The organism is Halorubrum sp. SS7, from assembly GCF_005435055.1.
Classification (GTDB): Archaea; Halobacteriota; Halobacteria; order Halobacteriales; family Haloferacaceae; genus Halorubrum; species Halorubrum salinarum.
The window spans coordinates 47,927-71,880 of sequence record NZ_SGXV01000015.1 but is presented as its reverse complement, the minus strand read 5'-3'; the positions used below and the strand labels follow the sequence as shown (position 1 = coordinate 71,880).

Below are 23,954 nucleotides of genomic sequence, written 5' to 3'. Positions count from 1 at the left end.
TCCTGAAAGACGTCGTCGAGCACCTCCAGCGGCCGGTAGGGGTCCGGCGCCGTCGTCCGGCGCGTCCGCCTCGTCCGGCGTCGGCCCGGCGGACTCGACCGGCTGGGCCTCGTCCGGGCCGCTCGGTTCCGCCTCGTCGAGCCGGGCCGACGCCTCCGCCTCGTCGCCCCCGCCCCCGCGGTCCTCGTTCATGCGAGCGAGTGTGTCGGTGACCCCCTTATTCTCACCCAGTGAAACACTGTGCCACCGCGCGCGAGAGCCGTCACCGAAGAAACAGTTATACCGATGGGTGTGGTGCGGGGGCACGTATGACGGAGCCGTCGGAGCTCGTGGGCGCCGTCGAGCGCCGCCTCGACTTCCTCGAACGGCTCGCCGCGGAGCCGCTGCGCAAGCACGAGCTCGTCGACGCGCTCGGCCACTCCCGGTCGACGGTGAACCGGGCGATAGACGAGCTGGAGGCGGCCGGGCTCGTCGCGAGCGAGACCGACGGCTATCGGACGACGCTCTCCGGGCGCCTCCTCGCGACCGAGTACCGCGAGTTCCTGACGGCCGCCGACGACCTCGCGGCCGCGGGCGACGTGCTGGACCCGCTCGGCGCGGACGTCGACGTCGACCCCGCGGTCCTCCGCGAGGCGGAGACGTACCGGGCCGCGGCCCCGGACCCCTACCGGCCGCTGGAGGTGCTCGACGAGGCGCTCGCCGACGCGGACGCGGTCGCGGCGGCGCTGCCCGCGTTCCCCTACCCGCGGGTCGCGGAGCGGCTCCGGCGCACGGCCGCGGGCGGCGGGACCGTCGACCTCGCGCTCGCGGACCGGGCGTACCGACACGCCGCCGAGCGCTTCGCCGGCGACCTCGGCGCCGTCGCGCGCCGGGAAGGGTCCCGCGTCGCCGCGGTCGACGCCGTCGACGCGGGGGTGGTCGCGGCCGACGGAACCGCGCTGCTTCTCACCTTCGACGACGGCGGGACGCTCCACGGGGCGGCGGCGTCGAGCGAGCCGGAGGCCGTCGAGTGGGCGGAACGGAAGGTGCGGAGACTGATCGACCGCGGGCGCGACACGGGCGACGCGCTCGCGGCGATGGACGACGCCGAAGCGGGCGAGACCGAGGGCGACGCGCGCGGCGACGACCGACCCGAAGGAAGCGCGGGCGACTCGTCGGCGGGCGGCGGCCGATCCGAGGAGGAGGAGGAGGCCGACAGCCGGGAGCGATCCGCCGGAGCTGACGGGAGGACGGAGCGCACCGGCGGTCGGCTCTTCGGGGGAACCGGGTCCGACGACCCCGGGCGGAGCGCGCTCTCGGCGCAGGGGTTCCACGCGGTCGACGAGGACCGGCTCACCGGCGAGGCGGACCCGTACGGACCGCTCCGCACCACCGCGTCGTTCCCGGAGGTCGACGCGGGGTACGTCCTCGACAGGACCGCGGTGCGCGACGGCGAGCGGCGGTCGATCGCCGGCCTGCTCGTCGACGGGCTCGCCGAGGGCACCGATCACGCGCTCGTCGGCCCGCCGGGCAGCGGCAAGAGCACGGTGTGCCGGAGCGTCGCGGTCGAGTGGTACCGGTCGGGACGCGGTCCGGTGACGTACCGGCCGAGCGACGGCGGCGACCCGTTCGCCGCGACGGAGCGGCTCCGCGAGCGCGTGACCGCGGGGGACGGCCACCACCTCGTGGTCGTCGAGGACGCGGTCGACCCCGGGGCCGCCGAGGCGGTCGGCCTCGCCCGCGAGCTGGCCGATCGCGACGACGTGTCCTTCCTGTTCGACGCCCGCGAGGAGCCGTACGACGACCCCGACGGGCTCCCGCTGTCCCCGACCGACCTCCGCTACCGCCGGGAGATTGAGACCGTGCGGATGCCCCGGCTCGACGCGCGCGAGGTGGAGCGGTTCGTCGCCCACGTCGCCGACTGTACCGGGTCGGCGCCGGCGGCCGACCCGGACGCCCTGCTCGACGACGTGCGGCGCGCGGACGACGAGCGCGTCGGGGAGCTGCTCGCGCTCGTCCACCGCCTCGTCCGCGCGAGCGGCGAGGGCGCGACCGTCGCCGGCGACCCGGGAGGGAGCGCGGGCGGCGCCTCGGGAGAGTACGGCACGGGCGACGGGACGGCCGGACGCGCGGGGGACGCCGGTCCCGAGTCCGGGCTGGAGGCGGCGGTCGCGGAGGCGGTCCGGGAGGTCCGGAACCGGCCGCCGCCGACGGCGGACGTCGCGGTGCTCGTGAACCTGCTCAACGTCGCCGGCGTGGGCGAGGTCGAGACCTTGGCGTACGCGCTCGTCGACGGGCCGGCGGCGGGACCGGGGGGCGACCGCGGCGGAGACGACGGCCGCCCGTCGCCGACCGTCGACGGGGTGCGGCGCGCGCTCGACCGCCTCGTCGGGACGGCCCTGGTGCGCTCCGGGGACGAGGGGTACCGCGCGGTCCACGACGAGTGGTCGGTGCTGTTCCTTGAGCGGCTCGTCGAGCGGGAGCCGGCGCCGGTCGTCGCCAGGCGCGTGGGCCGGGCCGTCTCGCGGGTGCTCGCGCTCGCCGACGACCCGACGCGCCGCGCCCGCGTCCGGCGGGCCGTGGGGGGCGACGCGCCGACGGTCGATCGGATCGAGCGCGACCCGGGCGCGTGGGCGGCGGAGACGGTCCGGGCGGTGTACGGCGTGGGCCGCCGGTACCCCCGGCTGGCCCCGCTGTACGGGCGCGTTCGCTACGCCCGGATCGACCTCCCGGACGCGTGCCCGGACGGCCTGCGCGACCGGCCGCCGGAGTGGGTGACTCGGATGTACGTCGAGGCCGGCGACCTCGACGGGGCGACGGCGGCGCTCGACGCGTGGCGGCCCGGCGACGAGGCGGGCGCCGCCGAGCGCCAGCGCGGGTACGGCGACGTGGCGCGGCGCCGCGGCGAGTACGACGCGGCGCGCGAGCGGTACGAGCGGGCCGAGGAGCTGTTCGGGGCCGCGGGCGACCGCGGCGGGCTCGCGGCGGCCGTCCGCGGCCGCGCCCAGGCGGCCCACTTCGACGGGGACTTCGAGGAGGCCTACGAGGCGGCCTCGCGGGCGTACGCCATCGCCGTCGAGGTCGGCGACCCAATCGGGGAGGCGAAGGCGCTGATGGACGTCGGGAACGCGCTCGACGGGCTCGACGGGACCGACGCCGTCCTCGCCCACTACCGGGTGGCCGGCGACCTGTTCCGCGCCTACGACGACACACACGGGGCGGCGAACGTGCGGGCGAACCAGGCGGTCGCGCTGCGGCGTCGCGGCGACCTCGACGCGGCCGAGCGGACGGCGCGGCGCGCGCTCGACGGCTACCGGACGGTCGGCGACGAACACCGCGAGGCCATCTCGCTTTTGAACCTCGCGGCGGTCGCCGAGCAGCGCGGCGCCGTCGGCGAGGCGGTCGCCCGCGCGGCGGAGGCGCGGGCCATCGCCGAGCGGGTCGGCTCGGAGCTGTACGAGGCGTTCGCGCTGAGCCACCTCGGCAGCGCCGCCCACGTCGCCGGCGACCTCGACCGGGCGGAGCGCTTCCTCACGGACGCGCTGGACCGCCTCGACGCGCTCGACGCCGACACCCGGTGCGCGATGGTAACCGCGATCCTGGCGGAAGTCGCGATCGACCGCGGCGACCTCGACGCGGCCGAGCGGCGCGTCGAGCGGACCGCGTCGCTGCTCGACGACCACGCGGGGCACAAGCGGCTGGCGGAGTTAGACCGAGTCCGGGGCCGGCTGGCGCTGGCTCGGGGGAACGGCGACGCCGCGACCGCGGCGCTGGAGTCCGCCGTCGAGTCGGCCCGCGCGGGCGGGTTCACGCAGGTCGAGGCGCAGGCGCTCGCGGCGCTGGGCGCCGCGGCGGCCGACCGCGGGGACGCCGAGGCGGCGGCGTCCCGACTGACCGCGGCGCTCGACCTCGGCCACCGGATCGAGGCGGTTCGGGCGGTCGTCGCGGCCGCCGACGAGCTGGTCGACCTCCTCGCCGAGGGGCCCGGCGGCTCGACCGCGACGGACCGCGAGGCGGTGACCGAGGCGCTGCGGGAGTCGCCGCCCGAGTCGGTCCCGCCCGAGTCGGCCGCCGACCCGGCGGCGTACCGGGAGCTCGCCGACCGCTGGCGCGTCGACGGCGACGGCGCCGCGACGTACCCGCCCCTCGGGTGAGCCGCGAGCGGTGTCGCAATCGCTTTGGGCGCGCGCGGAGAACCGCGGCCATGACCGACGCCGACACGCTCGCGGACCTGCGGACGGCGGCAGACTACCAGTTCGGGGCCGGCGCGGGCGACGCGCTGTTCCCGCCGGGCGACCCGCTCACCGTGCGCCGGTCGAGCGGCGGCCGCCCGCGACAGGTGATCGACGGCGACGTGGACGACACGCCCGGCAGCAGCGAGGGCGACCGCCTCGTCTCCTACGGCACCGACGGCCGGTTCACGCTCGGGCTCGCGGGCGGGAAGCGCATCCACGAGGCGTTCGCCGCGCCGCGACACCGGATGGTCGTCGGCGAGGAGAGCGAGCCGTTCGTCCGGGAAGGGCGCAACGCCTTCGCGAAGTTCGTCACCGCGGCCGACGACGGGATCCGCCCGGGCGACGAGGTCCTCGTCGTCGACGAGTCCGACGCGATTTTCGGAGTCGGGCGGGCCGAGCTCTCCGGCACGGAGGCCGAGGCGCTCGGCTCGGGCGTCGCCGTGAAGACGCGTGACGGGAACCCCGCGGACGGCGAATAGCGAATTTTTTGCGGTGGCGCGTGCCTGCGAGCGGCCGCCGAAGGCGGTCGCGAGGCAGCACGCGCGAGGGAGTCGCGAGCGGTGCGAGGTGCGAGCGAAGCGAGCACCTCGATTGCGAGCGGTGAAACCGCGAGCAGCGAGCGACGAGGCTGGGGAGGTGTGAGGTGCGGTTGCGGTCGGGCGGGACTCGAAGGGGCAGTCACCGGCGGCGGAGCCGCCGGTTGCCCGTGGCGCGTAGTGCCTCGCGGCTGGGGCTTCGGGGGTATTCGTGTCGGTCAGTGGTCCGTGAACGAACTCATCGTACGGCCGAGTCGACTTATAAAATCCCCGCCAGTCCGAGCGCCTCGATCAGCGGGACCCCGGCGACGACCGAGCCGATCAGGTAGCCGCCGATGGCGCCGCCGTTCAGGAGGGGGAGCCCCGCGTGGGGGCGTCCCTGAATCACCCACCGCATGAGGACGAGCAGCCCCGCGAGGGTCCCGACCATCGCCAGCGCCGCGGGGAGGTTGACGCCGAGGAGCGGGACCGCGAGGTCCCTCGCCGGCGAGAACGTCGCCGCGCTCGCGATCAGCACCGTCGGGATGACGGCGTCACCGAGGCCGATGAAGAACGCGTCGCGGTCGGCGGGGTCGGCGGCCTCGACGGGCTCGGAGGAATCGTCGCTCTCGCCCTCGGTGTCCGAGGAATCCGCGAGGTCCGCGTCCGACTCCGGCTCCTCGCCGACCCCTGACGCCTCCTCGCTGGCCGTCTCGCCGTCGAGCAGCGAGTACGACAGCGACAGCGGGATCACCAGCACGACGGGGATGTTCAGGTCCATCACGCCCTCCGCGAGCGACAGCATGTGTTCGGTCCCGTACACGGAGACGGCGTCGTAGACGGCGAGGACGGCGAGCAGGATCAGCGCGGGCAGCAGGCCGAAGGAGATGCCGAACAGCCCGGCGGCGCCGGCGCCCATCAACACACCGGCGGTGTCGATGACGTACCACTCGGGGTGCACGAGCAGGCCGACCGCGACCGCGACCGCCGGGACGGCGGCCGCGAGCGGCGGGACGAGCGCGGAGAACACGTACCACGAGAGCCACGCCGACACGCCGACGATCAGCAGCCGGATCGCCCCGTCGAAGTCGTACCGGAACGCCGCCAGCATCAGTCCGGTCATCACGACGATGGCGGCGACGTACACCACGCTGTTCACGGGGTTGTCCGGGTTCTCGACCGCCTGATACCCGCTCTCGGCGAACTCGGGGACGAGCGCCAGCGCGCCCACTTGGACGACTACGAACAGCCCGACGACGAAGGCGACGCCGCGGTACTCGCGGGGGAACATTCGACCGCCGGTTCGTCGGCCGAGGGTTTCGTCCTTGCGCTTCGGCCGCGCGCGGCGGCGACGGCGGTCGCTGTTCGGCGGAGCGGAGCGCGAACAGAAACGGGTTCGGGCTCGGTGTGGGAGCGGGTGGACCCGAACCCAAGCCGACGGACGACGGACGGTGGAAGCGAGTGGCCGACCGGCCCGCCCGGAACGGGATGGGGCCGGTCGGATTCGTCCGCGGCGTTTGCTTCCTTCCCCGAGCGACGTAAGTACCTACCGGCCGAGTTATCAGGAGAGATACTCGGCGTGTGAAGGGGACAGAATCGGACGAAACGAGGGGACGAAACCGGACGGAACGAGGGCGACGCTGGTCGTCGAGGGAACGCGGGAAAGGGTGGGAGAGGTGGGAGGCGGGCGAAAGGCGAAGCGGCGGCGAGAGGCGGCGGCGGGCGGCGGCCGGACAGCGGACCCCCAGGCTGTCGTCGGCGTCGCCGCCCGGGTGGTCGGGACGGGCGCGCGGATCGATTAACGCCGAATTCCAACGAGAAAAGCGTCGGTCTTCGGCAAAAGGCGCTATGTCCCTCAGGCGTATAAAGGTGTGAGATCCGGAACGGTACGATCCGGCGAGACGGGATCCGGGCACGTGGGATCCGGCGGCGCGAGATCGGGACACGCGGGATTCGGCGTCCCGCGAGGCACGCGCGGGCCCGCTCACCGACGGTCGCGCAGCGCCGGGAACTCCTCGCGGACCGCCGCGACCCGGTCGGGGTCCACCGTCGCGGTCACGACGCCCGGTTCGTCGCCGGCCGACGCGCGCGCGGTTCCCCAGGGGTCGTACACCGCGCTCCGACCGCAGAGCGCGTCGTCGCCGAACCGGCCGCTCCCGTTGACCGCGGCGACGTACGCGAGGTTCTCGATGGCCCGCGCGCGGCCGAGCGTCCGCCAGTGTTCGATCCGCGGGTAGGGCCACGCGCTCGGCACCAGCACGCACTCGACGCCCCGATCGACCATCCCGCGGAACTGCTCCGGGAAGCGGAGGTCGTAGCAGGTCGTCACCCCGACCGTGACGCCCCCGAGGTCGACCACGGGCGTCCGCTCGCCGGGGACCATCCGGTCCGTCTCCTCGGAGCCGTACCCGAAGAGGTGGCGCTTCCGGTAGACGAGGCGCCGTTCGCCGTCGGCGTCGAACAGCACCGCGGCGTTGGCGAGCCCGGACTCGGCCGGCACGTCGAGGCCGTCCGCGGCCGACGCGGACAGGTCCTCGACGACCGTGCCGGCCAGCACCGCCACGTCGTGGTCGTCGGCCGCGGCCGCGAACCGAGCGAGCCGGTCGCCGGCGAGGCTCTCCGCGGCCCGGCCGTACGCGTCGAACGCGAAGTAGCCCACGTCGAACAGTTCGGGCAGCACGACGAGGTCCGCGCCGTCGGCCGCCGCCGCCCGTACCCGGTCGAGCGCCCGCTCGACGTTGGCCTCGACGGCGCCGCCCTCGACCGCCAGTTGGACGCCGGCGAGCCTCATGCCGGCGAGGCGAGCGAGGCGCGGAGCGCGTCCTCTAAGTTGTCCAGCTCCGCGTCGAAGTTCCGCTTGAAGAAGGACTCGACGCCCGGGAGCTTCCCGTCGACGACGAACTCGTTGGCGAGCCGGCAGCCGCCGTCGGTCTCGGTGATCTCGTGTTCGCCGGTGACGCGGAAGGCCCGCGACTTCCCGACGAACTTCACCCGGTTCGGGGGGTCGCGCGCGATGTCTTTCGTCTCGACGTCGATCGTCGAGCGGATCATCGGGATCGGGAGCGCGACGTGCCACGTCGCGCTGCCGTCGTCGTGTACCTCGAAGGAGTCGACCACGCTGATGGCGCCCGCGCGCTGCTCCGCGTCCGAGATGAACGCCCACACGTCGGCCGGCGGCGCGTCGAACTCGAACGTCCGGGAGACTCGAACGGTCATACGTACTCGTTTGGGACTACGGGGGTTAAAAATGCGCGTCGACGGTGTCGGGTGCGGGGAACGCGGTCGCCGCGTCGCCCGACGACCTCAGCCCTCCGGCGTCACGCGCCAGGTGGTTGACTTCGCGCGGCCCCACTTCTCGATGTCCACGTCGTCCGACTTCTCGGCGAGCCGCGGGAGCCGGGAGCCCACCTGCTTCGCGGTGAGGCCGATCGCGTCGGCGATCGTCTTCGAGCGAACGTACCGCTCACCACGGGTGACGCTGTCCGTGAGGTACGCGAGGATCCGCTGTTCCTCCTCGGTGTACTCGCTCATTATCAGACCTACGCGTCTGACATCCTTAACGGTTTCTCGTCTTTCGCGGTCGGCCGACCGGCCCGGGGCGCGGGCCGGTCAGTCGAACAGCTGGACCGCGCCGACGGCGAGCGTCGCGAAGAGGAACGCGCCCGCGAACCCCCACGCTTTCCCGAGCTGACCCGGGTACGCTGCCATCACAACGGCGCCGACCACCGCGATGGCGCCGAGCGCGAGCGCGACGCCGACCCCCTTGTCCGACTCGATGGAACCCTCGCTCATACGAGTCGCTTCGCGGGGGACCACTTAGTTCATGCGAACCGAGCGACGCGCGTCGGGGAGACGAGAAGAAGGACCGCAGGCCGGGGTGCCGCGATCAGATGATCTCGACGTGGTCCGACGCCTCGTTGAGCGCGAGGTTCGCCGCGATCTCGGCGTTTCGCATGGCGTACTCCGCGGTGTGCTGGAGGCTGACGAGCACTTCCCGGGTCATGAGCAGCGTCTCGTTGTCCAAGTCGTTCGGGAGCTCGTCGAGGATCTCCTGTTCACGGTCCTCCAACCGCGAGAACAGGTCGCGGCACTCGACGGTGAGGTCGTAGTCGCGCTCGACGACCGCCCGGACCGCGAGCGCCGTCAGCTCGTCCACCTGGTCGGTGAACTCGCGGATCTGCCGCATCGTCGCGCTGTCGACGTCGAGGGTGTGCCCGTCCGCCTCCATCACGATCTCGGCGATGTCCTCGGCGTTGTCGGCGGTGAGTTCGAGGTTCTTCGCCACGGAGCGGTAGCCGATCAGCGGGAACCCCTCTTCCAGGCCCACCGCGCGCGCGAGGTTGGGGTTCTGGTAGGCGGTGAAGATGAGCCGGAGCAGGAGGACGAAGATCTTGTTCGCCTGCCGCTCGCGGTTGAGCGCGCGCTGCGCGAGGTCGGGGTTGCCGTGCGCGAGCGCCTTCACGCCCTCGCCGCGCATCGTCGAGCCCGTGTTCTCCAGCCGTTCGAGCAGGTTGTCGAGGGTGAAGTCCTCGGGGTCGACCGAACAGCGGATCGAGATGTCCTCCGGGGTCTCCTCGATGACGCCGAGCCCCATCAGCTGGGTCTCGGCCTTGTACACCGCGTTGATGTGCTCGCTGTCGAGCGCCCCCTCGCTGCGGACGTGGATCACGCGCCGCCCCAGCACGTACTGCGCGACGATGGCGCGTTCGAGCGAGCGCGCGTCGAGCCCGTCGGCGTTGATCACCGCCTCCGACTCCTCGGTGCTCACCGACTCGGGGAGCACCGTGAGCGTCCCTTTCCCGCCCATCCGCAGCGACACCTCGTCGCCCTTGTTCACGCCGTGTTCCTGCGCCCACTCGGCCGGGAGGGTCATCGCCAGCGTCGACGGCCCCAACCGCTGGACCTTCCGCGTTTCCATGCCCGACCGTACCGCCGGATAGACCTTAACCTTGTTCCCATGTTCATTATACGCCGCGCCGAATATACAAGGTGTACTCGGCGCGCCGCGGTCGCCGCTCGAACGCCGCCGACGCGCCGACGAGGCGGATCGAGGCCGGGACCGGATCCCCGACGAGCGGTCGGGGCGGCGGCCGATCCGCGCGCTTATGTCGGTCAGGCCGGGAGAACGGGTATGACCGAGCGGGTACTCGTCGTCGACGACTCCTCCTTCCAGCGGACCGTCGTTCGAGACGCGCTGGAGGGCCGGTTCGAGGTCGTCGACGAGGCGGAAAACGGCGCAGAGGCGGTCGAACTCTTCGAGGCGTACGAGCCGGACGCGGTGTCGATGGACGTCGTGATGCCGGAGATGACCGGGATCGAGGCCACGGCGGCCATCAAGGACCGCTGGCCCGACGCGGTGATCGTGATGTGTACGAGCGTCGACCAGCAGGAGAAGATGATGGAGGCGGTGAAGGCGGGCGCCGACGGCTACGTGACGAAGCCCGTCGACGCCGAGGAGCTGGTCGGCGAGTTCGAGAGCCACCTCGGGTAGCGGCGCCCGGGAACCGACGCGGGATCAGGCGGGGTCGAACGAGCGGAGGATCGACGCGAGCGCGCTCGCCAGCTCCTCGAACCGGTCCATCTCCATCGAGTCGGTCGTCACCCACACGCCGTGGTCGTTGGCGATGACGCGCGTGAGGTAGCCGTTCTCGAACACGCGGACCGTGAACTGGTAGTCGCCGAGCTGGGTGTTGGCGTACATCGACTGCGCGTGGAACCCCTGGCGCTCGTTCTCGGCGAAGCCGACCAGGTCGGCGGTCCGGCTCAGGTCGCTGCGGAGGTACAGCTGGTCGACGTCCGCTTCCGTGAAGTAGGTGAGGCTCCGCAGCTCGTCTCCCGTCGCGGTGCGGGCGGCGCTGAGCAGTTCCTCTGCGCGTTGGTCCGGTGGGTGGGGCATACACTCACGATCAATGTTCACATACATGAGCGTGTGGGTGGCCGCAGCCCCGGCCGGCGACCGGGAGGGACAGAGTTTACCGACTCCCCCGTGATCGCTCGTCTGATGAGCGACCACGACGACGTCTGCGTCCTGCTGCCGACGATGAACGAGGCCGAGACGGTCGCACGCGTCGTCGCGGACTTCCGGGACGCCGGCTTCGAGAACCTCCTCGTGATCGACGGCGGCTCGACCGACGAGACGCGGTCGATCGCCCGCGAGGCCGGCGCGCGCGTCGTGGAGCAGTCGGGGCGCGGCAAGGGGCAGGCGGTCAGGGAGGCGGTCAGGGACCACGTCCGGGCGCCGTACGTCCTGATGGCGGACGCGGACGCCACCTACGACGCGAGCGACGCGGCGGCGATGCTCGACCCCCTGCTCGACGGCGAGGCCGACCACGTCATCGGGAACCGGTTCGCGGACATGCGCCCGGGGGCGATGACCCGGCTCAACCGGATCGGAAACCGCCTGATCAACATCGCGTTCCGGGCGATCCACCGCGAGAGCTACCGCGACATCCTCTCCGGGTACCGCGCGTTCACCCGCGAGTCGTTCCTGCGGCTCCACCTCACCGCCGACGGGTTCGGCATCGAGACGGAGATGGCCGTCGAGTGCGTGAAGAACCGCGTCTCGGTCGCCGTGGTCCCGATCACGTACCGGGAGCGGCCCGGCGGCTCCGCGACGAACCTCCACCCGGTCCGGGACGGCGGCGTGATCTTCCTGGAGCTGTACCGGAAGGCGAAGACGAACAACCCGCTGTTCTACTTCGGGAGCGCCGGCGCGGCCGCGACCGCCGCGGGGCTGGCGATGGGCGCGTTCGTCCTCTACCGGTACCTCGCGTTCGGGATCAGCCACGAAGTCATCGCCGTCGGCGCGGTCGGCGCGACGATCCTCGGGATCCAGCTGCTGGTGTTCGGCGTCCTCGCCGACATGATCCACTCCCTCCACCGCGAGCAGATCGCGCGGTACGAGCGGACGGCCGGCGACGGATCGGCGGGGAGGTCGTCGGCCGACGGCGGCGACCGGGCGATCGGAACGGAGGAGGTCGCCGACTCGGATCGCACGGTCGGGGGGCAAGATACCGAGCCCGACGACGTCGCCGGTCGAGACGGTCGCGGCGACTGAAGGGCGCACGCGAGACCAATTTGACCGAGACCGTGCGAAGGGGAACACGGCCTCGCCGGAACTTCCGGAGCCTGCTCCGGGAGGGAGCCGAGAACCGTTCCGGGGACGCCGACCCCGCGTCCGAGGTCACGGAGCGGTCGGTTGGGGTAAATTTCGCGACTGCGGTTGTGTCAAACTTTCTGATACGCGTCGAAAGGGACGCCGGCAGACCGGCTTTCCCGGCCGGATACGCCGATTATCGAAACGGATGTAAGATGATCGTCCACGACAACTGTCCCGAAGTCTGAAGTTTTTTATACACCCACTCATACTACTTGGTATGCCACGGCGAAACATTGAGGATCGTGATGATTCCCGGCATATCGGCCGGCGACAATGGCTCTCCGCGCTCGGCATGGCCGGCGCAGTGACGCTCGCCGGCTGTTCCGGAAACGGCGGCGGCGGCGGCGACGGCTCGGACGGTTCCGACGGGATGGACGGCTCGGACGGTTCCGACGGGTCTGACGGCTCCGACGGCGGCGAAAGCCTCGAGCTCTCCGACTTCCCGAAGTTCGGCGTCGACCCCCTCTACGGCCGAGACGTCGCGCACACGCTGGCCGAACGCGCCTTCGAGCAGTCCGAGTACGACTACAGCTTCGACGGGGACACGATGGTCAACCCCGACGGAGACCAGGTCGAACTCGACATCTACCACAGCGCGGGCCAGGAAACTTCGCAGCTGACGGCCGACTTCATCGCCCAGGAGCTCGGGCAGAACCTCGGCATCGACGTCACCGTCGAGGCCATCGACGGCACGCGGTTCAACAACGAGTACTGGACGGCCGAGCCCCAGGGCGGCACCGACACGGTCAACGGCGAGGAGGTCACCTGGGAGAACCCGACGCCGCAGAACCCCGGCCCGCAGTCGGTCACCAGTAACGAGGCGTGGGACATGTCCATCGTGTTCGGGCTGAACACCTACCCGCTCAACCCGCTCACGAACTCCGTGTTCTTCGACGGCGCGACCCCGTTCTACAACCCGGTCGGGTACTACCCGCAGTTCAACGCGCAGGAGCTGTTCGACGAGGCCCGGCAGGCGACGAGCGTCGACGAGCTCCGGGAGGCGTTCGTCGAGATCTTCGAGAACCTCGCGTACGAGCAGCCGTACATCACCCTCCTGTTCAGCGACGACATCGTCGGCTACAACCCCGAGCTCGAGGGGCCGATCGAGAACTTCTCGAACGGCTGGGACCTCCCCGCGTGGTACGAGGGCGAGCCGAACATCAGCGGCTCCTACGACACGGTCACCTCTGCGCGGTTCACCACCCTCAACCCGCTTTTCAACACCGAGAACGGCGCCGGCAACGCGATCGCCCGCGCGCTCGACCAGGGGTACACGTTCGACGAGAACCAGGACTACTTCCCGCTGCTGTACGACATGTCCACCGAGGACGGCGAGGTGTGGACGTTCGACGTGCGGGAGAACCTCCAGTTCAGCGAGCCGTACGGGCAGGTCACCGCCGAGGACTTCGTCTACCTCGTGCAGGAGCTCCACCAGGCCGACTGGGCGCCCACCGCGGCGTCGAGCAGCTGGGACGGCGTGACGGTCGAGCAGACCGGCGAGTTCCAGTTCCAGGCGACGCTTGAGTCGTCGAACATCCTGTGGCCCAAGACGTACGACCCGCTCCTGTACCCGATCCCGAAGGACCTCGTCCAGCCGTACGTGGAAGAGGAGGACGTCGAGGGGCTCCAGCAGGACGAGGAGCTGCTCGAACTCCAGTTCACCGGGAACCTCGGCGCGTACGAGCTCACCGAGTGGAACCGCGGCTCGGGCACCGAGTACGTCCGCAACGACGAGTACTACCTCCGCGACATCGACGAGGGTCCCGACCTGTTCTCCGAGGGACCGCTGTTCGAGGAGGCCTCGATCAGCGTCGTCCAGGAGCAGGCGTCGCGTCTCGGCGCGCTCGAGACCGGCGAGGCGGACTCGGCGGCAATTCCGCCGGAGCAGTACGAGTCGTACAACCAGAACGACAACGTCACCGTCCGGCAGGTCCCCACGCCGTACAACACGATTATCTCCGTCAACCAGCGTGCGAACGGCTGGAACGCCGGTCCGGGTAACCTCTTCCAGCTGGTCCCGTTCCGCCAGGCGATGGCGTCGGCGATCAGCAAGCAGGACCTCATCCAGGGGGTCTACCGCGGGCTCGCCTCACCGCACTTCACGTGGCAGCCCCGCTGGTCCGAGTTCTACCCGGAGACGGACGGGTAAGCCCGAACTACCCCGCCCTCACTTCACCGTTTTAGACACCACATGGGATTTGGAAGGTACGTAACCGCTCGGGTTCTCTGGGCAGCAGTGGTATCGCTAATCATCGTTACGGTCACGTTCCTGCTGCTCTCGGCCGCCCCGAACCCGGCCGTTCAGCGGGCGGCGACGCAGGCGGCGCTCCAAGGGGGCGATCCGGCGGCCGCCGCCGAGCGCGCGCGGGAGCTACGCGGCCTCAACGAGCCGCTCCACGTCCGGTACTTCGACTTCATCCGGAGCGTGTACACGCTCGACTGGGGTTGGTCCGTGAGTCGGAGCCAGCCCGTCATGGAGGCCGTCACGCAGGCGCTGTACTACACCGCGCAGTACTCGGTCCCCTGGACGATCCTCACGATCATCTTGGGCCCGCTCGTCGGCGTCTACTCCGCCGCGAACATGTACAGCTGGAAGGACCACGCGGCGACCGGGTTCGCGTTCTTCGGCTACGCCATCCCGAACTTCTTCTTCGGGATCATCCTGCTGCTCGTCTTCGGCGTGTGGCTGGAGTGGATACCGATCACCTACAACACGGGCGTGCCGGTGTTCAGCGTGGAGAACGCGATCCAGTTGGCGGTGCCGGTGTTCGTCCTGGTCACCGGGTCGATCGGCGCCGTGATGCGCGTCTCGCGGAACGAGTCGGCGGAGTTCCAGAACGCCGACTTCATGAAGACCGCGAAGGCGAAGGGCGTATCACCGCTTCGTGCGTACGCGTACCACGTCATGCGGCCGACCCTCGTCCCGCTCTCGACCACGCTCGTCGGGCAGCTGCTCGCGCTGTTCCTCGGCGCGTCGCTGCTCGTCGAGGTCGTGTTCGCCATTCCCGGGCTCGGACGGTTGACCTACGAGGCGCTGGTCGCACAGGACACGAGCCTCGTGTTGGGGACGACGCTGTTCTTCACGTTCGTCGCCGTCATCGGGAACCTCCTCGAAGACCTCGTGTTCACCGTACTCGACCCGCGGATCAGCTACGATGACAGGTAATTCAACTGAGAACAATGGCAACTGAAGAATCCGAACGGTTCGATCAAGTCGACTGGAACGACCTCTCGCGGTCGGGACGGTTCGATCTGTCGATCAACTCGCTCGGGATGCTCCTGACGACGGTCCCGCTCGCGCTGCTCGGCGTGTACGACTGGCGGTTCACCGGTCAGCGGACCCCGACCTTCGAGTTCATCGGCCTCGAGCGGAATCTAGAGACGATCGACTTCCTCTTCATCTTCACGCTGTTCCTGGCGTTCTGGTACCTCGTCTTGCCGCTGTACCAGAACCCGCGGATGACGCGGTACTACTGGAAGGAGTTCAAGCGCAACCGGCCGGCGGTCGTGAGCCTCGGCTGGCTCGCGATCGTCTTCGTCGGCGGACTCGTCGGGCCGCTCGTGTTGAGCGCCCCCCAGCAGGAACTGCTCATCGCCTACCAGCCGCCGGTGTTCACGTCCGTCGTGGACACGACCCCGGCGACCTGCGTCGGCGAGGTGATGAACGGCCGGTGTTACGGCACCTGGCAACACCCGCTCGGAACCACGCAGGGCGGGAAGGACGTGTTCACGATGATCGTCTACGGGATGACGATCAGCATGCAGATCGCGTTCATCACGACGACAATCGTCGCGACGATCGGGATCACGTTCGGGACGCTGAGCGCGTACGCGGGCGGCTGGGTCGACGAGATCATGATGCGGTTCGTCGACATCATCCTCTCGTTCCCGACGTTCCTGATGTTCCTGCTCATCCTGTACATCTACGGCGGCGGGCTGGGGATGTTCATCGTGGTGTTCTCGCTGTTCGCCTGGGGCGGCATGGCGCGCTACGTGCGCAGCAAGTCGCTGTCCATCTCCGAGGAGGAGTTCATCAAGGCGAGCCGGATCAGCGGCGCGAGCACGTACCAGGTGATCCGCGGCCACGTCGTGCCCAACGCGGCGAGCAGTATCATCACGAACCTGACGCTGCTCATTCCCGGCTTCCTGCTGTTCGAGGCGCAGCTGGCGTTCCTCGGGATCGGTGACTCGACGGTCCCCTCGTGGGGGCAGCTCATCTCCGCCGGGCGGAGCGACCTGTCGTTCGCCCCGTGGATCGTGCTGGCGCCGGGTATCGTGCTGTTCTTAACCATCCTCGCGTTCAACTTCCTCGGCGACGCGCTGTTGGACGCGCTGAACCCCGAAGCGGAGGCGGAGAACGAATAATGGCCGACGATCAGCCACTACTCGAGGTCGAAAACCTCACGACGAAGTTCAGCACCGACAACGGAACCCTCACCGCGGTCGACGGCATCGACTTCAACGTCGACACCGGCGAGACGGTCTGTATCGTCGGCGAGTCGGGCTCCGGGAAGACGGTCGCGACCGAATCGATCACCAGGATCATCAACACCCCGCCGGGGGAGATCGAGGGGACCGTCCGGTACAAGGGGCGCGACCTGCTGTCGATGTCAGAGTCGGAGCTCCGGAACATCCGAGGCAACGACATCGCGCACATCTTCCAGAACCCGCAGGAGGCGATGAACCACTGCTACACCGTCGGATGGCAGATCACCGAGGCGCTCCAGATCCACCAGGACGTCTCCGACGACGAGGCCCGCGCGAAGGCGGTCGACCTCATGGACCGCGTGGGGATCGCGAACGCGAGCTCGCGGTTCGACGACTACCCCCACGAGTTCTCCGGCGGACAGAAGCAGCGCGTGATGATCGCGATGGCGTTGGTCGGCGACCCCGACCTGCTCATCGCCGACGAGCCCACGACGGCGCTCGACGTGACGGTTCAGGCCCAGATCCTGAAGCTCCTCGACGACCTCCAAGAGGAGTTCGAGATGGGCATCCTGTTCGTCACGCACGACCTCGGCGTCGTCGCGGAGATCGCCGACCGGATCGTCGTGATGTACGCCGGGAAGGTGATGGAGCGGGGCGGGGTCCTCGACATCTTCGATCACCCCGCGCACCCGTACACCCAACAGCTGCTGGAGTGTCTGCCGGAGTTCGGCGGCTCCGGCGGCGGGATCCCGGGGACGCTCCCGGACCCGCACAACCCGCCGGACGGCTGTCGGTTCGCGCCCCGCTGCGAGTACGCCGAGGAGGCGTGCCGCACCGGCGACCAGCCGGACGAGATCGAGGTCGCGCCCGACCAGGAGGTCTCCTGCGTCCACTACGGGCCGGGCGGCAACCCCTCGATAGTCAGAAGCGAGGGGCTCGGGCCGGGCGACGAGACCGGAGCGGCCGGCGACAGCGAGGTGGGTCCGGCCGATGACTGAGCCGCTGCTCTCGGTCCGCGACCTGAAGAAGCACTACCCGATCCGGAAGGGGATCTTCAACCGGAAGGTCGGCGCCGCGCGCGCCGTCGACGGGATCAGCTTCGACATCGAGGAGGGCGAGACGCTCGGCCTCGTCGGCGAGTCCGGGTGCGGGAAGTCGACCGCGGCGAGCTCCGTCATCCACCTGGAGGAGCCGACCTCGGGAGAGGTCATCTTCAACGGGAACGGCCGGAAGGGCGCGACGCGTAACCCCGACGGGACCCACCCCAACGACGTGACGGAGTTCGACGACGAGGAGATGATGGAGTTCCGACGGGGCGCCCAGATGATCTTCCAGGACCCGTCGTCGAGCTTCGACCCGCGGGTGTCCGTCGGCAACGCGGTCGGCGAGCTGCTCAAGGTTCACGGCATGAGCGACCGCCACCGGCGCCGCGCGATCGTCGAGGACCTGCTTGAACGCGTCGGGCTCTCGGCGAACGACTTCGACCGGTACCCGCACGAGTTCTCCGGCGGGCAGAAACAGCGGATCGCGCTCGCCCGGGCGCTCGTGTTGAACCCGGACCTCATCATCGCCGACGAGCCGGTGAGCGCGCTCGACGTCTCCATCCAGGCGGAGATCCTCTCGCTGATCAACGACCTCCAGGACGAGTTCGGGCTGTCGCTGCTGTTCATCAGCCACGACATGTCCGTCATCCGTCAGATCTGCGACCGCGTCGCCGTGATGTACCTCGGCGAGATCGTCGAGATCGGCCCGGTCGAGGAGATCTTCACCAACCCGCAGCACCCCTACACGGAGGCGCTGCTGTCCTCGATCCCGACGCCGGACCCGCGCGCGAGCGTCGGCGGCATCGAGCTGAAGGGCACCGTCCCGAGCCCGACGAACCCGCCGAGCGGCTGTCGGTTCCACACGCGGTGTCACAAGGTGATCCAGCCGGACGGCGTCGACGTCGATCAGGAGGACTGGCGGGGGCTGTTGAACCTGCGCGACAACGTCAACGCCGGCGAGATCGACGTCGAAGGAGTCCGCGAGAACGTCGCCGCCAGCGGCACCGAGCCGACCAGCGCGGAGATCCGCGCGGAGATCCGCCGCGAGTTCGACATCGGCGAGACCGTCGACGACCCCGAACTCGAACGGACGCTCTCGGAGGCGCTCGATCTCCTCATCGAGGAGGACGAGGAACAGGCCGGAAGCGTTCTGTCGGACGCGATCACGACGCCGTGCGCCGAGACGGAGCCGCAGCGCACGGCGCACTCGGCCGACCACGAGTCCGCCTGCCTCCTCCACGGGGAGCGCGCGCCCGCGGAGCCGAACCCCGCGGACGACTGATCCGGGCGCGGCTCGGGTCGGAGATATTTACTCGGCCGCCGGACCGACCGACGACGGATCGATCCGTCTCGGTTCCGGAACGTCCGCGTCCGGCGAGGCCACCGCCACGTCTCCGCGCGGTTCCCCGTCCGATTCGCCGTCGCCGTCCGGCGGCGCGAGCACTGCCGTCGCACCGACCGAGAGCGGCGCGACGAGCCCGGCCGCGAGCGCCGGCGGATCGGAGAAGGGGCGACGGAGGACGACGCGCGTCCCCGCGTCCATCGCGACGGCCTCGACGGCCGCCGCCGCGGTCGAACACAACTCGCGGTGGCTGAACGCCCGGTCCGGCGCGACGACGGCGTCGTCGTCGGGGGCGACGTCGCTCGGCGGGGTTCCCGGATTCTCGCTCCACAGCTCCTGTTCCCAGTGCGTGGTCTCGGGGCGCTCCGGCGACCCGCCGAACGCGGCGAGGTTCGTGCCCGGCGCCGGGTCGAAGGCGGCGGCTGTCGCGACGGGCGCGAGCACGACGCGGTCGCCGGCCTCGATCCCCGCCGCCGGGTCGAACCGGACCGGTGCGCCGACGGCGGCGGCGCCGAGGAACGCGAGCGTCGTGTGAAACCCCGGCGTCGGGTCGACCGCGACGGTCGCACCCGTGCGGACGCCGAGGTACCGGAGCACGTTCGCCGCCTTGTACCCGTTCGTGATCAGGTCGTGGTAGCTCCGCTCCCGGCCGTCCGCCGTGACGAGCGCCGTCTCGCGAGTGCGTCGGTCGCGCGCGAGCAGATCCCCGACGAGGTCCATAAGCGATGTTCGGAGCGCGCGAGCCTTAACGCTGCGGCGTCGGCGAAACGGGTCCGGGACCGTACCGAGTCGGAGCCGGCGTCACGGGGCGCCGGCGATGACCATCTTCGAGCCGTCGGCCGAGAAGGCGAGGTCCCGGGTGGACCCGGGGTCGACGCGGACCGCGTCGCCGGGAGCGAGGTCGACGGCGTCCCCGTCGACGGTGAGCGTCGCCTCGCCGTGGAGCAGCACGTACACCTCCTCGTGGTCGGCGTCGGCGTGGTCGTGTTCCATCCCCTCCCAGCCGGCGTCTGCCTCGACGACGGTCACGCCGAGGCGCTCGCAGTCGAGCGCGTCGCGGAGGAAGTACATGCCGGGCGCGCGGGGTTCGACGTCGTCGTAGGCGGTCGTGTCGTAGCCCATGCCTCGACGGACGACTCGAAAGGCCGAAAAGCTACGGCCCTCGGAAGGAGGGCGCCCCGACCGCCGGGCGAGGACCCCGCTCAGAACGAGCTCTTCAGCTTCTCGAAGAACCCGCCGCCGACGTCGATGTCCTCGCCGCCGGCCTCCGCGAACGCCTCCAGCGCCTCGCGCTGCTCGTCGTTGAGCGACTCGGGGACGACGACGGCGACCTGCACGTAGAGGTCGCCACGTCCGCGGCGCCGAAGCCGGGGCATTCCCTTCCCCTGGAGGCGGAACGTCTCGCCGCTCTGCGTCCCGGCGGGGACGTCCATCTCGACGCTGCCGTCGACCGTCTCCACCTCGACGGTGTCGCCGAAGACGGCCTGCGGGAAGGAGATGGCCTCGTTGACCCGGAGGTCGTCGCCGTCGCGCTCGAACCGGTCGCCGACGTCGACGTCGACCTCGATGAGCAGGTCGCCTTTCGGGCCGCCGTTCTCGCCGGGCGCGCCCTCGCGCTCCATCCGGAGGCTCTGTCCGGAGCGGATCCCGGCGGGTATCTCGACCGAGAGCGTCGCCTCCTCGCGGACGACGCCGTCGCCGCCGCAGTCGGAACAGTCCTCGCTGTACAGCTCGCCCTCGCCCTCGCAGCGGGGACACGTCGACGTCTGCTGGACGCGGCCGAGCGGCGTCTGCTGGACCTGCTGGACCTGCCCGCGACCGTTACACTGCGGACACGTCTCCACGTCCGCGTCCGGGGGATGGCCCGCGCCGTCGCAGGTGGCGCAGGTGGTGGGTCGCGTGAGCGTGACCTCCTTGGTCGCGCCCTCGAACGCCTCTTCGAGGTCGATGGTCAGCCCCGTCTTGAGGTCGCGCCCCTGCCGCGGCCGGTTGCCGCCGCCACCGCCGCCGCGGCCGCGACCGCCGCCGCCACCGAAGAACTGGTTGAAGATGTCCTCGAAGCCGCCGGCGCCCCCGGCGCCGCCCGCGCCGCCGAAGGGTCCGCCGGCGCCGCCCGGGCCACCGCCGCCGGTCGCGCCGCGCTTGTCGGCCTCGGTGAAGCGGTCGTGGCCCATCTGGTCGTACTGCTGTCGCTTCTGCTCGTCGGTGAGCACCTCCTTCGCCTTCTGGATCTTCTTGAACCGCTCCTCGGCGTTCTCGTCGTCGCTGACGTCGGGGTGGTGTTCGGCGGCCTGCTTGCGGTACGCCTTCTTTATCTCCTCCTCGCTGGCGTCCCGCGACACGCCGAGGACGTCGTAGAAATCTTCGCTCATGCGTTGCGTTCGTTGGTTGGTGTTGATCGACGGGTCGATTTAAACGGCGGGGTCGCGGCGTCGAGAATCGGGTCGGAGCGGCCTACTCCTCGTCGTCGTCCACGTCCTCGAAGTCGGCGTCGACGTACTCCTCGTCGTCGCCGTCGGGCCCGGCGCCGCCGGGGCCCGCCGCGCCGCCCGGACCGGCGGCGCCGCCCATGCCACCCATGCCGCCGGGACCGGCGCCGCCCGCGCCGCCCGGACCGGCCTGCGCGGCCTGGCCCTCGTACATCTGCTTGCCGATCTCCTGGAGCTCCTCGGTGAGCGCCTCGGTGGCGGACTCGATCTCGTCGGTGTCGGCGTCCTCGTCTTCGAGCACGTCCTCGACGTCCTCGATCGCCGCCTCGATGTCGGCGACGAGCGCGTCGTCGTCGAGCTCCTCCTCGTTCTCTTCGAGCAGGGTCTCGGCGCGCTGGATCGTCGTCTCGGCCTCGTTGCGGGCCTCGATCCGCTCGCGGCGGGCCTCGTCCTCTTCGGCGTGCTTCTCGGCCTCCTCTTGCATCTCCTCGATCTCCTCGTCGGAGAGGCCGACGCCGCCCTCGATGGTGATCGACTCGGCGTTGCCCGAGCCCTGATCCTCGGCCTCGACGTTGACGATGCCGTTCTCGTCGATGTTGAACGAGACCTCGATCTGCGGGGTGCCCGCGGGCGCCGGCGGGATGCCGGACAGCTGGAACGCGCCGAGCAGCTCGTTCTCCTCGGCGATCTCGCGTTCGCCCTGGAAGACGCGGACGTTGACGGAGGTCTGGTTGTCAGCGGCCGTGGTGAACACCTTCGACTCCTCGGTGGGGATCGTGGTGTTCTTCTCGATGAGCCGCTCGAAGAGGCCGCCCTTCACCTCGATCCCGAGCGAGAGCGGGGTGACGTCCAACAGCACGATGTCGTCGACGTCGCCGGAGAGCACGCCGCCCTGGACCGCCGCGCCGAGCGCGACCGCCTCGTCGGGGTTGACGTTCTTCTTCGGCTCCTGCCCGACGAGCTCCTCGACCTGCTCCTGGACCTGCGGCATCCGCGTGGAGCCGCCGACGAGGATGACCTCGTCGATGTCGGACTTCGAGTAGTCGGCGTCGGCGAGCGCCTGCTCGGTCGGCTCGACGGTGCGCTCGATGAGGTCCGAGGTGAGGTTCTCGAACGTCGCGCGGGTGACGGACTGTTCGAGGTGGACCGGGCCGCTGTCGGTCGCGGTGATGAACGGGAGGTTGACCGTGGTCTCCTTCTTGTTCGACAGTTCGATCTTCGCCTCCTCGGCGGCGTCTTTCAGCCGCTGGAGCGCCTGCCGGTCGTCGCGGAGGTCGATCCCGTGGTCGTTCTGGAACTCGTCGGCCAGGTGGTCGATGAGCGCCTCGTCCCAGTCGTCGCCGCCGAGGTCGTTGTCCCCGTTCGTGGCGACGACCTCGTAGACGCCGCCGCCGAGGTCGAGGACCGACACGTCGAACGTGCCGCCGCCGAGGTCGTACACGAGGACGGTCTGGTCGGACTCGTCGTCGAGGCCGTACGCCATGGAGGCCGCGGTCGGCTCGTTGACGATGCGTTCGACCTCGAAGCCGGCGATCTCGCCGGCGTCCTTCGTCGCCTGGCGCTGCTTGTCGTTGAAGTAGGCGGGGACGGTGATGACCGCCTTCTCGACGTCGTCGCCGAGGTACTCCTCGGCGTCGCGTTTGATCTTCTGGAGGATCATCGCCGAGACCTGCTCCGGCGTGTAGTCGTCGTCGCCGATCTCGACGGTGTAGTCGTCGTCGCCCATGTGCCGCTTGATCGACTGGATCGTGCGGTCGGGGTTCTGGACGGCCTGGTTCTTCGCCGGCTTGCCGACGAGGCGCTCGCCGTCGTCGGCGAAGGCGACGACCGACGGGGTGGTCCGGTCGCCTTCCGCGTTGGCGATGATCTCGGGCTCGTCGCCCTCCATCACCGCGAACGCGGAGTTGGTGGTACCGAGGTCGATACCGAGAATCTTGTTGCTCGCCATCTTGGTCATAGGTAGCGGCTTGTTTCGGTTAAAGGTTACTAGATGCTGCCATACGGCCGCACAAACGAACCCGCTGCCGTCGTGCGATTTCTCGATCGTGTGAGTCGCTCACATCGATGTATTTATACAGATCCGCAAACGCAGCGGCTCCGGGACGGAAGGGGGAAGGTCACTTGCCACGACCGGGCCGCTGAGATCGGGGCGTCGAGCCCCCGCAGCGGCTCAGATGCCACTCACGAGGTCTTCGAGCACGGCCTCGGGGTCGTCCGCCTTCGCGACGCCGGAGGCCAGCAGGACGCCGGCGGCGCCGAGGTCGCCGGCGGTCGACACGTCCTCGCCGGTCGAGACGCCGGCGCCGCAGAACACGTCGACCGCGGGGTCGACGGCCTCGGCGGCCGCGACCGCGTCCTCGACGATCCCCGGGTCGGCGGTGGCGACGGAGACGTCGCCGCCGATGAGCGCGGGGGGCTCGACGGCGACCGCGTCGGGGCCGAGCGCGGCCGCGGCGCCGACCTGCGCGGGGTTGTTCGCGCAGACGATCGTCTCCAGGTCGGCCCGCTCGGCCGCCCGCACGGAGCCGTCGACGTCCGCGAGCTTCAGCCGGTTCTCGGAGTGGTTGATCAGCGTCCCCTCGGCGCCGTTGTCGGCGACGGCCTCAGCGAGCGTCGAGCCCGTGTGCGAGCCGTGCCCGTTCGGCGAGACGTGCTGCGCCCACGTCTCGACGCCGGTCTCGGCGACGCGGGCGACGTCCGCGGCCTGCGGCGAGACGGCGATGCGCGCGCCGGACGCCTCGGCGACGTCGCGGGCCGCGGTCGCTACCTCGATCGGATCGCACGGGTACGCCTTGAGGTTCACCAGGATGAACATACCCACGCT

21 protein-coding genes and 1 pseudogene are annotated in these 23,954 nt (G+C 70.5%); 9 read left to right on the top strand and 13 right to left on the bottom strand.

The window, feature by feature from the left end:
- A pseudogene (locus EXE44_RS13245) lies at positions 1-192 on the bottom strand (acetaldehyde dehydrogenase); the annotation flags it as partial.
- A gap of 116 nt (positions 193-308) precedes the next feature.
- Here EXE44_RS13245 and EXE44_RS13240 point away from each other — a divergent pair.
- Complete coding sequence (locus tag EXE44_RS13240; RefSeq protein WP_137717538.1) at positions 309-4,133, top strand: MarR family transcriptional regulator; 3,825 nt, start codon at positions 309-311, stop codon at positions 4,131-4,133.
- A 50-nt stretch (positions 4,134-4,183) separates the two neighbouring features.
- Positions 4,184-4,693 (top strand): PUA domain-containing protein, encoded by a 510-nt coding sequence (locus EXE44_RS13235; protein ID WP_137717537.1) that lies wholly within the window; start codon positions 4,184-4,186, stop codon positions 4,691-4,693.
- 316 nt (positions 4,694-5,009) lie between these two features.
- Here EXE44_RS13235 and EXE44_RS13230 read toward each other — a convergent pair whose 3' ends face one another.
- The 6 genes from EXE44_RS13230 to EXE44_RS13205 form a co-directional block, all read right to left on the bottom strand.
- Entirely contained in the window at positions 5,010-6,020 is a 1,011-nt protein-coding gene (locus EXE44_RS13230; protein ID WP_137717536.1) for a presenilin family intramembrane aspartyl protease PSH, read from the bottom strand.
- 693 nt (positions 6,021-6,713) lie between these two features.
- A complete protein-coding gene (locus EXE44_RS13225) occupies positions 6,714-7,520 on the bottom strand; it encodes a nitrilase-related carbon-nitrogen hydrolase (protein ID WP_137717535.1) in 807 nt (268 codons plus the stop codon).
- A complete protein-coding gene (locus EXE44_RS13220; RefSeq protein WP_053771589.1) occupies positions 7,517-7,945 on the bottom strand; it encodes a CoxG family protein in 429 nt (142 codons plus the stop codon). The genes EXE44_RS13225 and EXE44_RS13220 overlap by 4 nt, the downstream gene beginning before the upstream one ends.
- 87 nt (positions 7,946-8,032) lie before the next feature.
- The gene (locus EXE44_RS13215) at positions 8,033-8,260 is read right to left on the bottom strand and encodes a hypothetical protein (RefSeq protein WP_008440311.1); all 228 of its coding nucleotides are present in this window, start codon (positions 8,258-8,260) and stop codon (positions 8,033-8,035) included.
- A 78-nt stretch (positions 8,261-8,338) separates the two neighbouring features.
- A complete protein-coding gene (locus EXE44_RS13210; RefSeq protein WP_137717534.1) occupies positions 8,339-8,521 on the bottom strand; it encodes a hypothetical protein in 183 nt (60 codons plus the stop codon).
- A 94-nt stretch (positions 8,522-8,615) separates the two neighbouring features.
- Positions 8,616-9,647 carry a phosphate uptake regulator PhoU gene (locus tag EXE44_RS13205; RefSeq protein WP_053771592.1) on the bottom strand — a complete coding sequence of 344 codons (1,032 nt, stop codon included), beginning with the start codon at positions 9,645-9,647 and terminating at the stop codon, positions 8,616-8,618.
- A gap of 213 nt (positions 9,648-9,860) precedes the next feature.
- On the opposite strand from EXE44_RS13205, the gene EXE44_RS13200 reads away from it, so the two are divergent.
- Positions 9,861-10,220 carry a response regulator gene (locus tag EXE44_RS13200; RefSeq protein ID WP_137717533.1) on the top strand — a complete coding sequence of 120 codons (360 nt, stop codon included), beginning with the start codon at positions 9,861-9,863 and terminating at the stop codon, positions 10,218-10,220.
- A gap of 24 nt (positions 10,221-10,244) precedes the next feature.
- Here the strand turns inward: EXE44_RS13200 and EXE44_RS13195 are convergent, their stop codons facing one another.
- Positions 10,245-10,625 carry a hypothetical protein gene (locus tag EXE44_RS13195; RefSeq protein ID WP_121561847.1) on the bottom strand — a complete coding sequence of 127 codons (381 nt, stop codon included), beginning with the start codon at positions 10,623-10,625 and terminating at the stop codon, positions 10,245-10,247.
- 105 nt (positions 10,626-10,730) lie between these two features.
- Between EXE44_RS13195 and aglJ the strand changes: the two genes are divergently transcribed.
- The 6 genes from aglJ to EXE44_RS13165 all read left to right on the top strand — a co-directional run bounded on the left by aglJ (position 10,731) and on the right by EXE44_RS13165 (position 18,641).
- Complete coding sequence (aglJ, locus tag EXE44_RS13190; RefSeq protein ID WP_137717532.1) at positions 10,731-11,786, top strand: S-layer glycoprotein N-glycosyltransferase AglJ; 1,056 nt, start codon at positions 10,731-10,733, stop codon at positions 11,784-11,786.
- Positions 11,787-12,105: 319 nt separating this feature from the next.
- Positions 12,106-14,037 carry an ABC transporter substrate-binding protein gene (locus EXE44_RS13185; RefSeq protein ID WP_137717531.1) on the top strand — a complete coding sequence of 644 codons (1,932 nt, stop codon included), beginning with the start codon at positions 12,106-12,108 and terminating at the stop codon, positions 14,035-14,037.
- 42 nt (positions 14,038-14,079) lie between these two features.
- A complete protein-coding gene (locus EXE44_RS13180) occupies positions 14,080-15,054 on the top strand; it encodes an ABC transporter permease (protein ID WP_137717530.1) in 975 nt (324 codons plus the stop codon).
- A gap of 14 nt (positions 15,055-15,068) precedes the next feature.
- Entirely contained in the window at positions 15,069-16,253 is a 1,185-nt protein-coding gene (locus tag EXE44_RS13175; RefSeq protein WP_137717529.1) for an ABC transporter permease, read from the top strand.
- Positions 16,253-17,314: an ABC transporter ATP-binding protein gene (locus EXE44_RS13170; protein WP_137717528.1), complete on the top strand. Its 1,062-nt coding sequence runs from the start codon at positions 16,253-16,255 to the stop codon at positions 17,312-17,314. Before EXE44_RS13175 ends, EXE44_RS13170 begins: the two co-directional genes overlap by 1 nt.
- Positions 17,307-18,641 (top strand): ABC transporter ATP-binding protein, encoded by a 1,335-nt coding sequence (locus EXE44_RS13165; protein WP_137717527.1) that lies wholly within the window; start codon positions 17,307-17,309, stop codon positions 18,639-18,641. Before EXE44_RS13170 ends, EXE44_RS13165 begins: the two co-directional genes overlap by 8 nt.
- A gap of 27 nt (positions 18,642-18,668) precedes the next feature.
- Here the strand turns inward: EXE44_RS13165 and EXE44_RS13160 are convergent, their stop codons facing one another.
- The 5 genes from EXE44_RS13160 to tpiA form a co-directional block, all read right to left on the bottom strand.
- On the bottom strand, positions 18,669-19,421 hold the full coding sequence (locus EXE44_RS13160; RefSeq protein ID WP_137717526.1) for a hypothetical protein: 753 nt from the start codon (positions 19,419-19,421) through the stop codon (positions 18,669-18,671).
- An 81-nt stretch (positions 19,422-19,502) separates the two neighbouring features.
- A complete protein-coding gene (locus tag EXE44_RS13155) occupies positions 19,503-19,823 on the bottom strand; it encodes a cupin domain-containing protein (protein ID WP_121561840.1) in 321 nt (106 codons plus the stop codon).
- Between the two features lie 80 nt (positions 19,824-19,903).
- Complete coding sequence (gene dnaJ / locus EXE44_RS13150; protein ID WP_121561839.1) at positions 19,904-21,073, bottom strand: molecular chaperone DnaJ; 1,170 nt, start codon at positions 21,071-21,073, stop codon at positions 19,904-19,906.
- Positions 21,074-21,155: 82 nt separating this feature from the next.
- Entirely contained in the window at positions 21,156-23,087 is a 1,932-nt protein-coding gene (dnaK, locus tag EXE44_RS13145) for a molecular chaperone DnaK (protein WP_137717525.1), read from the bottom strand.
- Between the two features lie 213 nt (positions 23,088-23,300).
- On the bottom strand, positions 23,301-23,945 hold the full coding sequence (gene tpiA, locus EXE44_RS13140) for a triose-phosphate isomerase (protein ID WP_137717524.1): 645 nt from the start codon (positions 23,943-23,945) through the stop codon (positions 23,301-23,303).
- Positions 23,946-23,954: the final 9 nt, after the last annotated feature.

Bases quoted from the DNA above. Each gene is read 5' to 3' on its own strand.
- EXE44_RS13240 (WP_137717538.1), top strand. From the start codon at position 309: ATGACGGAGCCGTCGGAGCTCGTGGGCGCCGTCGAGCGCCGCCTCGAC.
- EXE44_RS13235 (WP_137717537.1), top strand. From the start codon at position 4,184: ATGACCGACGCCGACACGCTCGCGGACCTGCGGACGGCGGCAGACTAC.
- EXE44_RS13230 (WP_137717536.1), bottom strand. From the start codon at position 6,020: ATGTTCCCCCGCGAGTACCGCGGCGTCGCCTTCGTCGTCGGGCTGTTC.
- EXE44_RS13225 (WP_137717535.1), bottom strand. From the start codon at position 7,520: ATGAGGCTCGCCGGCGTCCAACTGGCGGTCGAGGGCGGCGCCGTCGAG.
- EXE44_RS13220 (WP_053771589.1), bottom strand. From the start codon at position 7,945: ATGACCGTTCGAGTCTCCCGGACGTTCGAGTTCGACGCGCCGCCGGCC.
- EXE44_RS13215 (WP_008440311.1), bottom strand. From the start codon at position 8,260: ATGAGCGAGTACACCGAGGAGGAACAGCGGATCCTCGCGTACCTCACG.
- EXE44_RS13210 (WP_137717534.1), bottom strand. From the start codon at position 8,521: ATGAGCGAGGGTTCCATCGAGTCGGACAAGGGGGTCGGCGTCGCGCTC.
- EXE44_RS13205 (WP_053771592.1), bottom strand. From the start codon at position 9,647: ATGGAAACGCGGAAGGTCCAGCGGTTGGGGCCGTCGACGCTGGCGATG.
- EXE44_RS13200 (WP_137717533.1), top strand. From the start codon at position 9,861: ATGACCGAGCGGGTACTCGTCGTCGACGACTCCTCCTTCCAGCGGACC.
- EXE44_RS13195 (WP_121561847.1), bottom strand. From the start codon at position 10,625: ATGCCCCACCCACCGGACCAACGCGCAGAGGAACTGCTCAGCGCCGCC.
- aglJ (WP_137717532.1), top strand. From the start codon at position 10,731: ATGAGCGACCACGACGACGTCTGCGTCCTGCTGCCGACGATGAACGAG.
- EXE44_RS13185 (WP_137717531.1), top strand. From the start codon at position 12,106: ATGCCACGGCGAAACATTGAGGATCGTGATGATTCCCGGCATATCGGC.
- EXE44_RS13180 (WP_137717530.1), top strand. From the start codon at position 14,080: ATGGGATTTGGAAGGTACGTAACCGCTCGGGTTCTCTGGGCAGCAGTG.
- EXE44_RS13175 (WP_137717529.1), top strand. From the start codon at position 15,069: ATGGCAACTGAAGAATCCGAACGGTTCGATCAAGTCGACTGGAACGAC.
- EXE44_RS13170 (WP_137717528.1), top strand. From the start codon at position 16,253: ATGGCCGACGATCAGCCACTACTCGAGGTCGAAAACCTCACGACGAAG.
- EXE44_RS13165 (WP_137717527.1), top strand. From the start codon at position 17,307: ATGACTGAGCCGCTGCTCTCGGTCCGCGACCTGAAGAAGCACTACCCG.
- EXE44_RS13160 (WP_137717526.1), bottom strand. From the start codon at position 19,421: ATGGACCTCGTCGGGGATCTGCTCGCGCGCGACCGACGCACTCGCGAG.
- EXE44_RS13155 (WP_121561840.1), bottom strand. From the start codon at position 19,823: ATGGGCTACGACACGACCGCCTACGACGACGTCGAACCCCGCGCGCCC.
- dnaJ (WP_121561839.1), bottom strand. From the start codon at position 21,073: ATGAGCGAAGATTTCTACGACGTCCTCGGCGTGTCGCGGGACGCCAGC.
- dnaK (WP_137717525.1), bottom strand. From the start codon at position 23,087: ATGACCAAGATGGCGAGCAACAAGATTCTCGGTATCGACCTCGGTACC.
- tpiA (WP_137717524.1), bottom strand. From the start codon at position 23,945: ATGTTCATCCTGGTGAACCTCAAGGCGTACCCGTGCGATCCGATCGAG.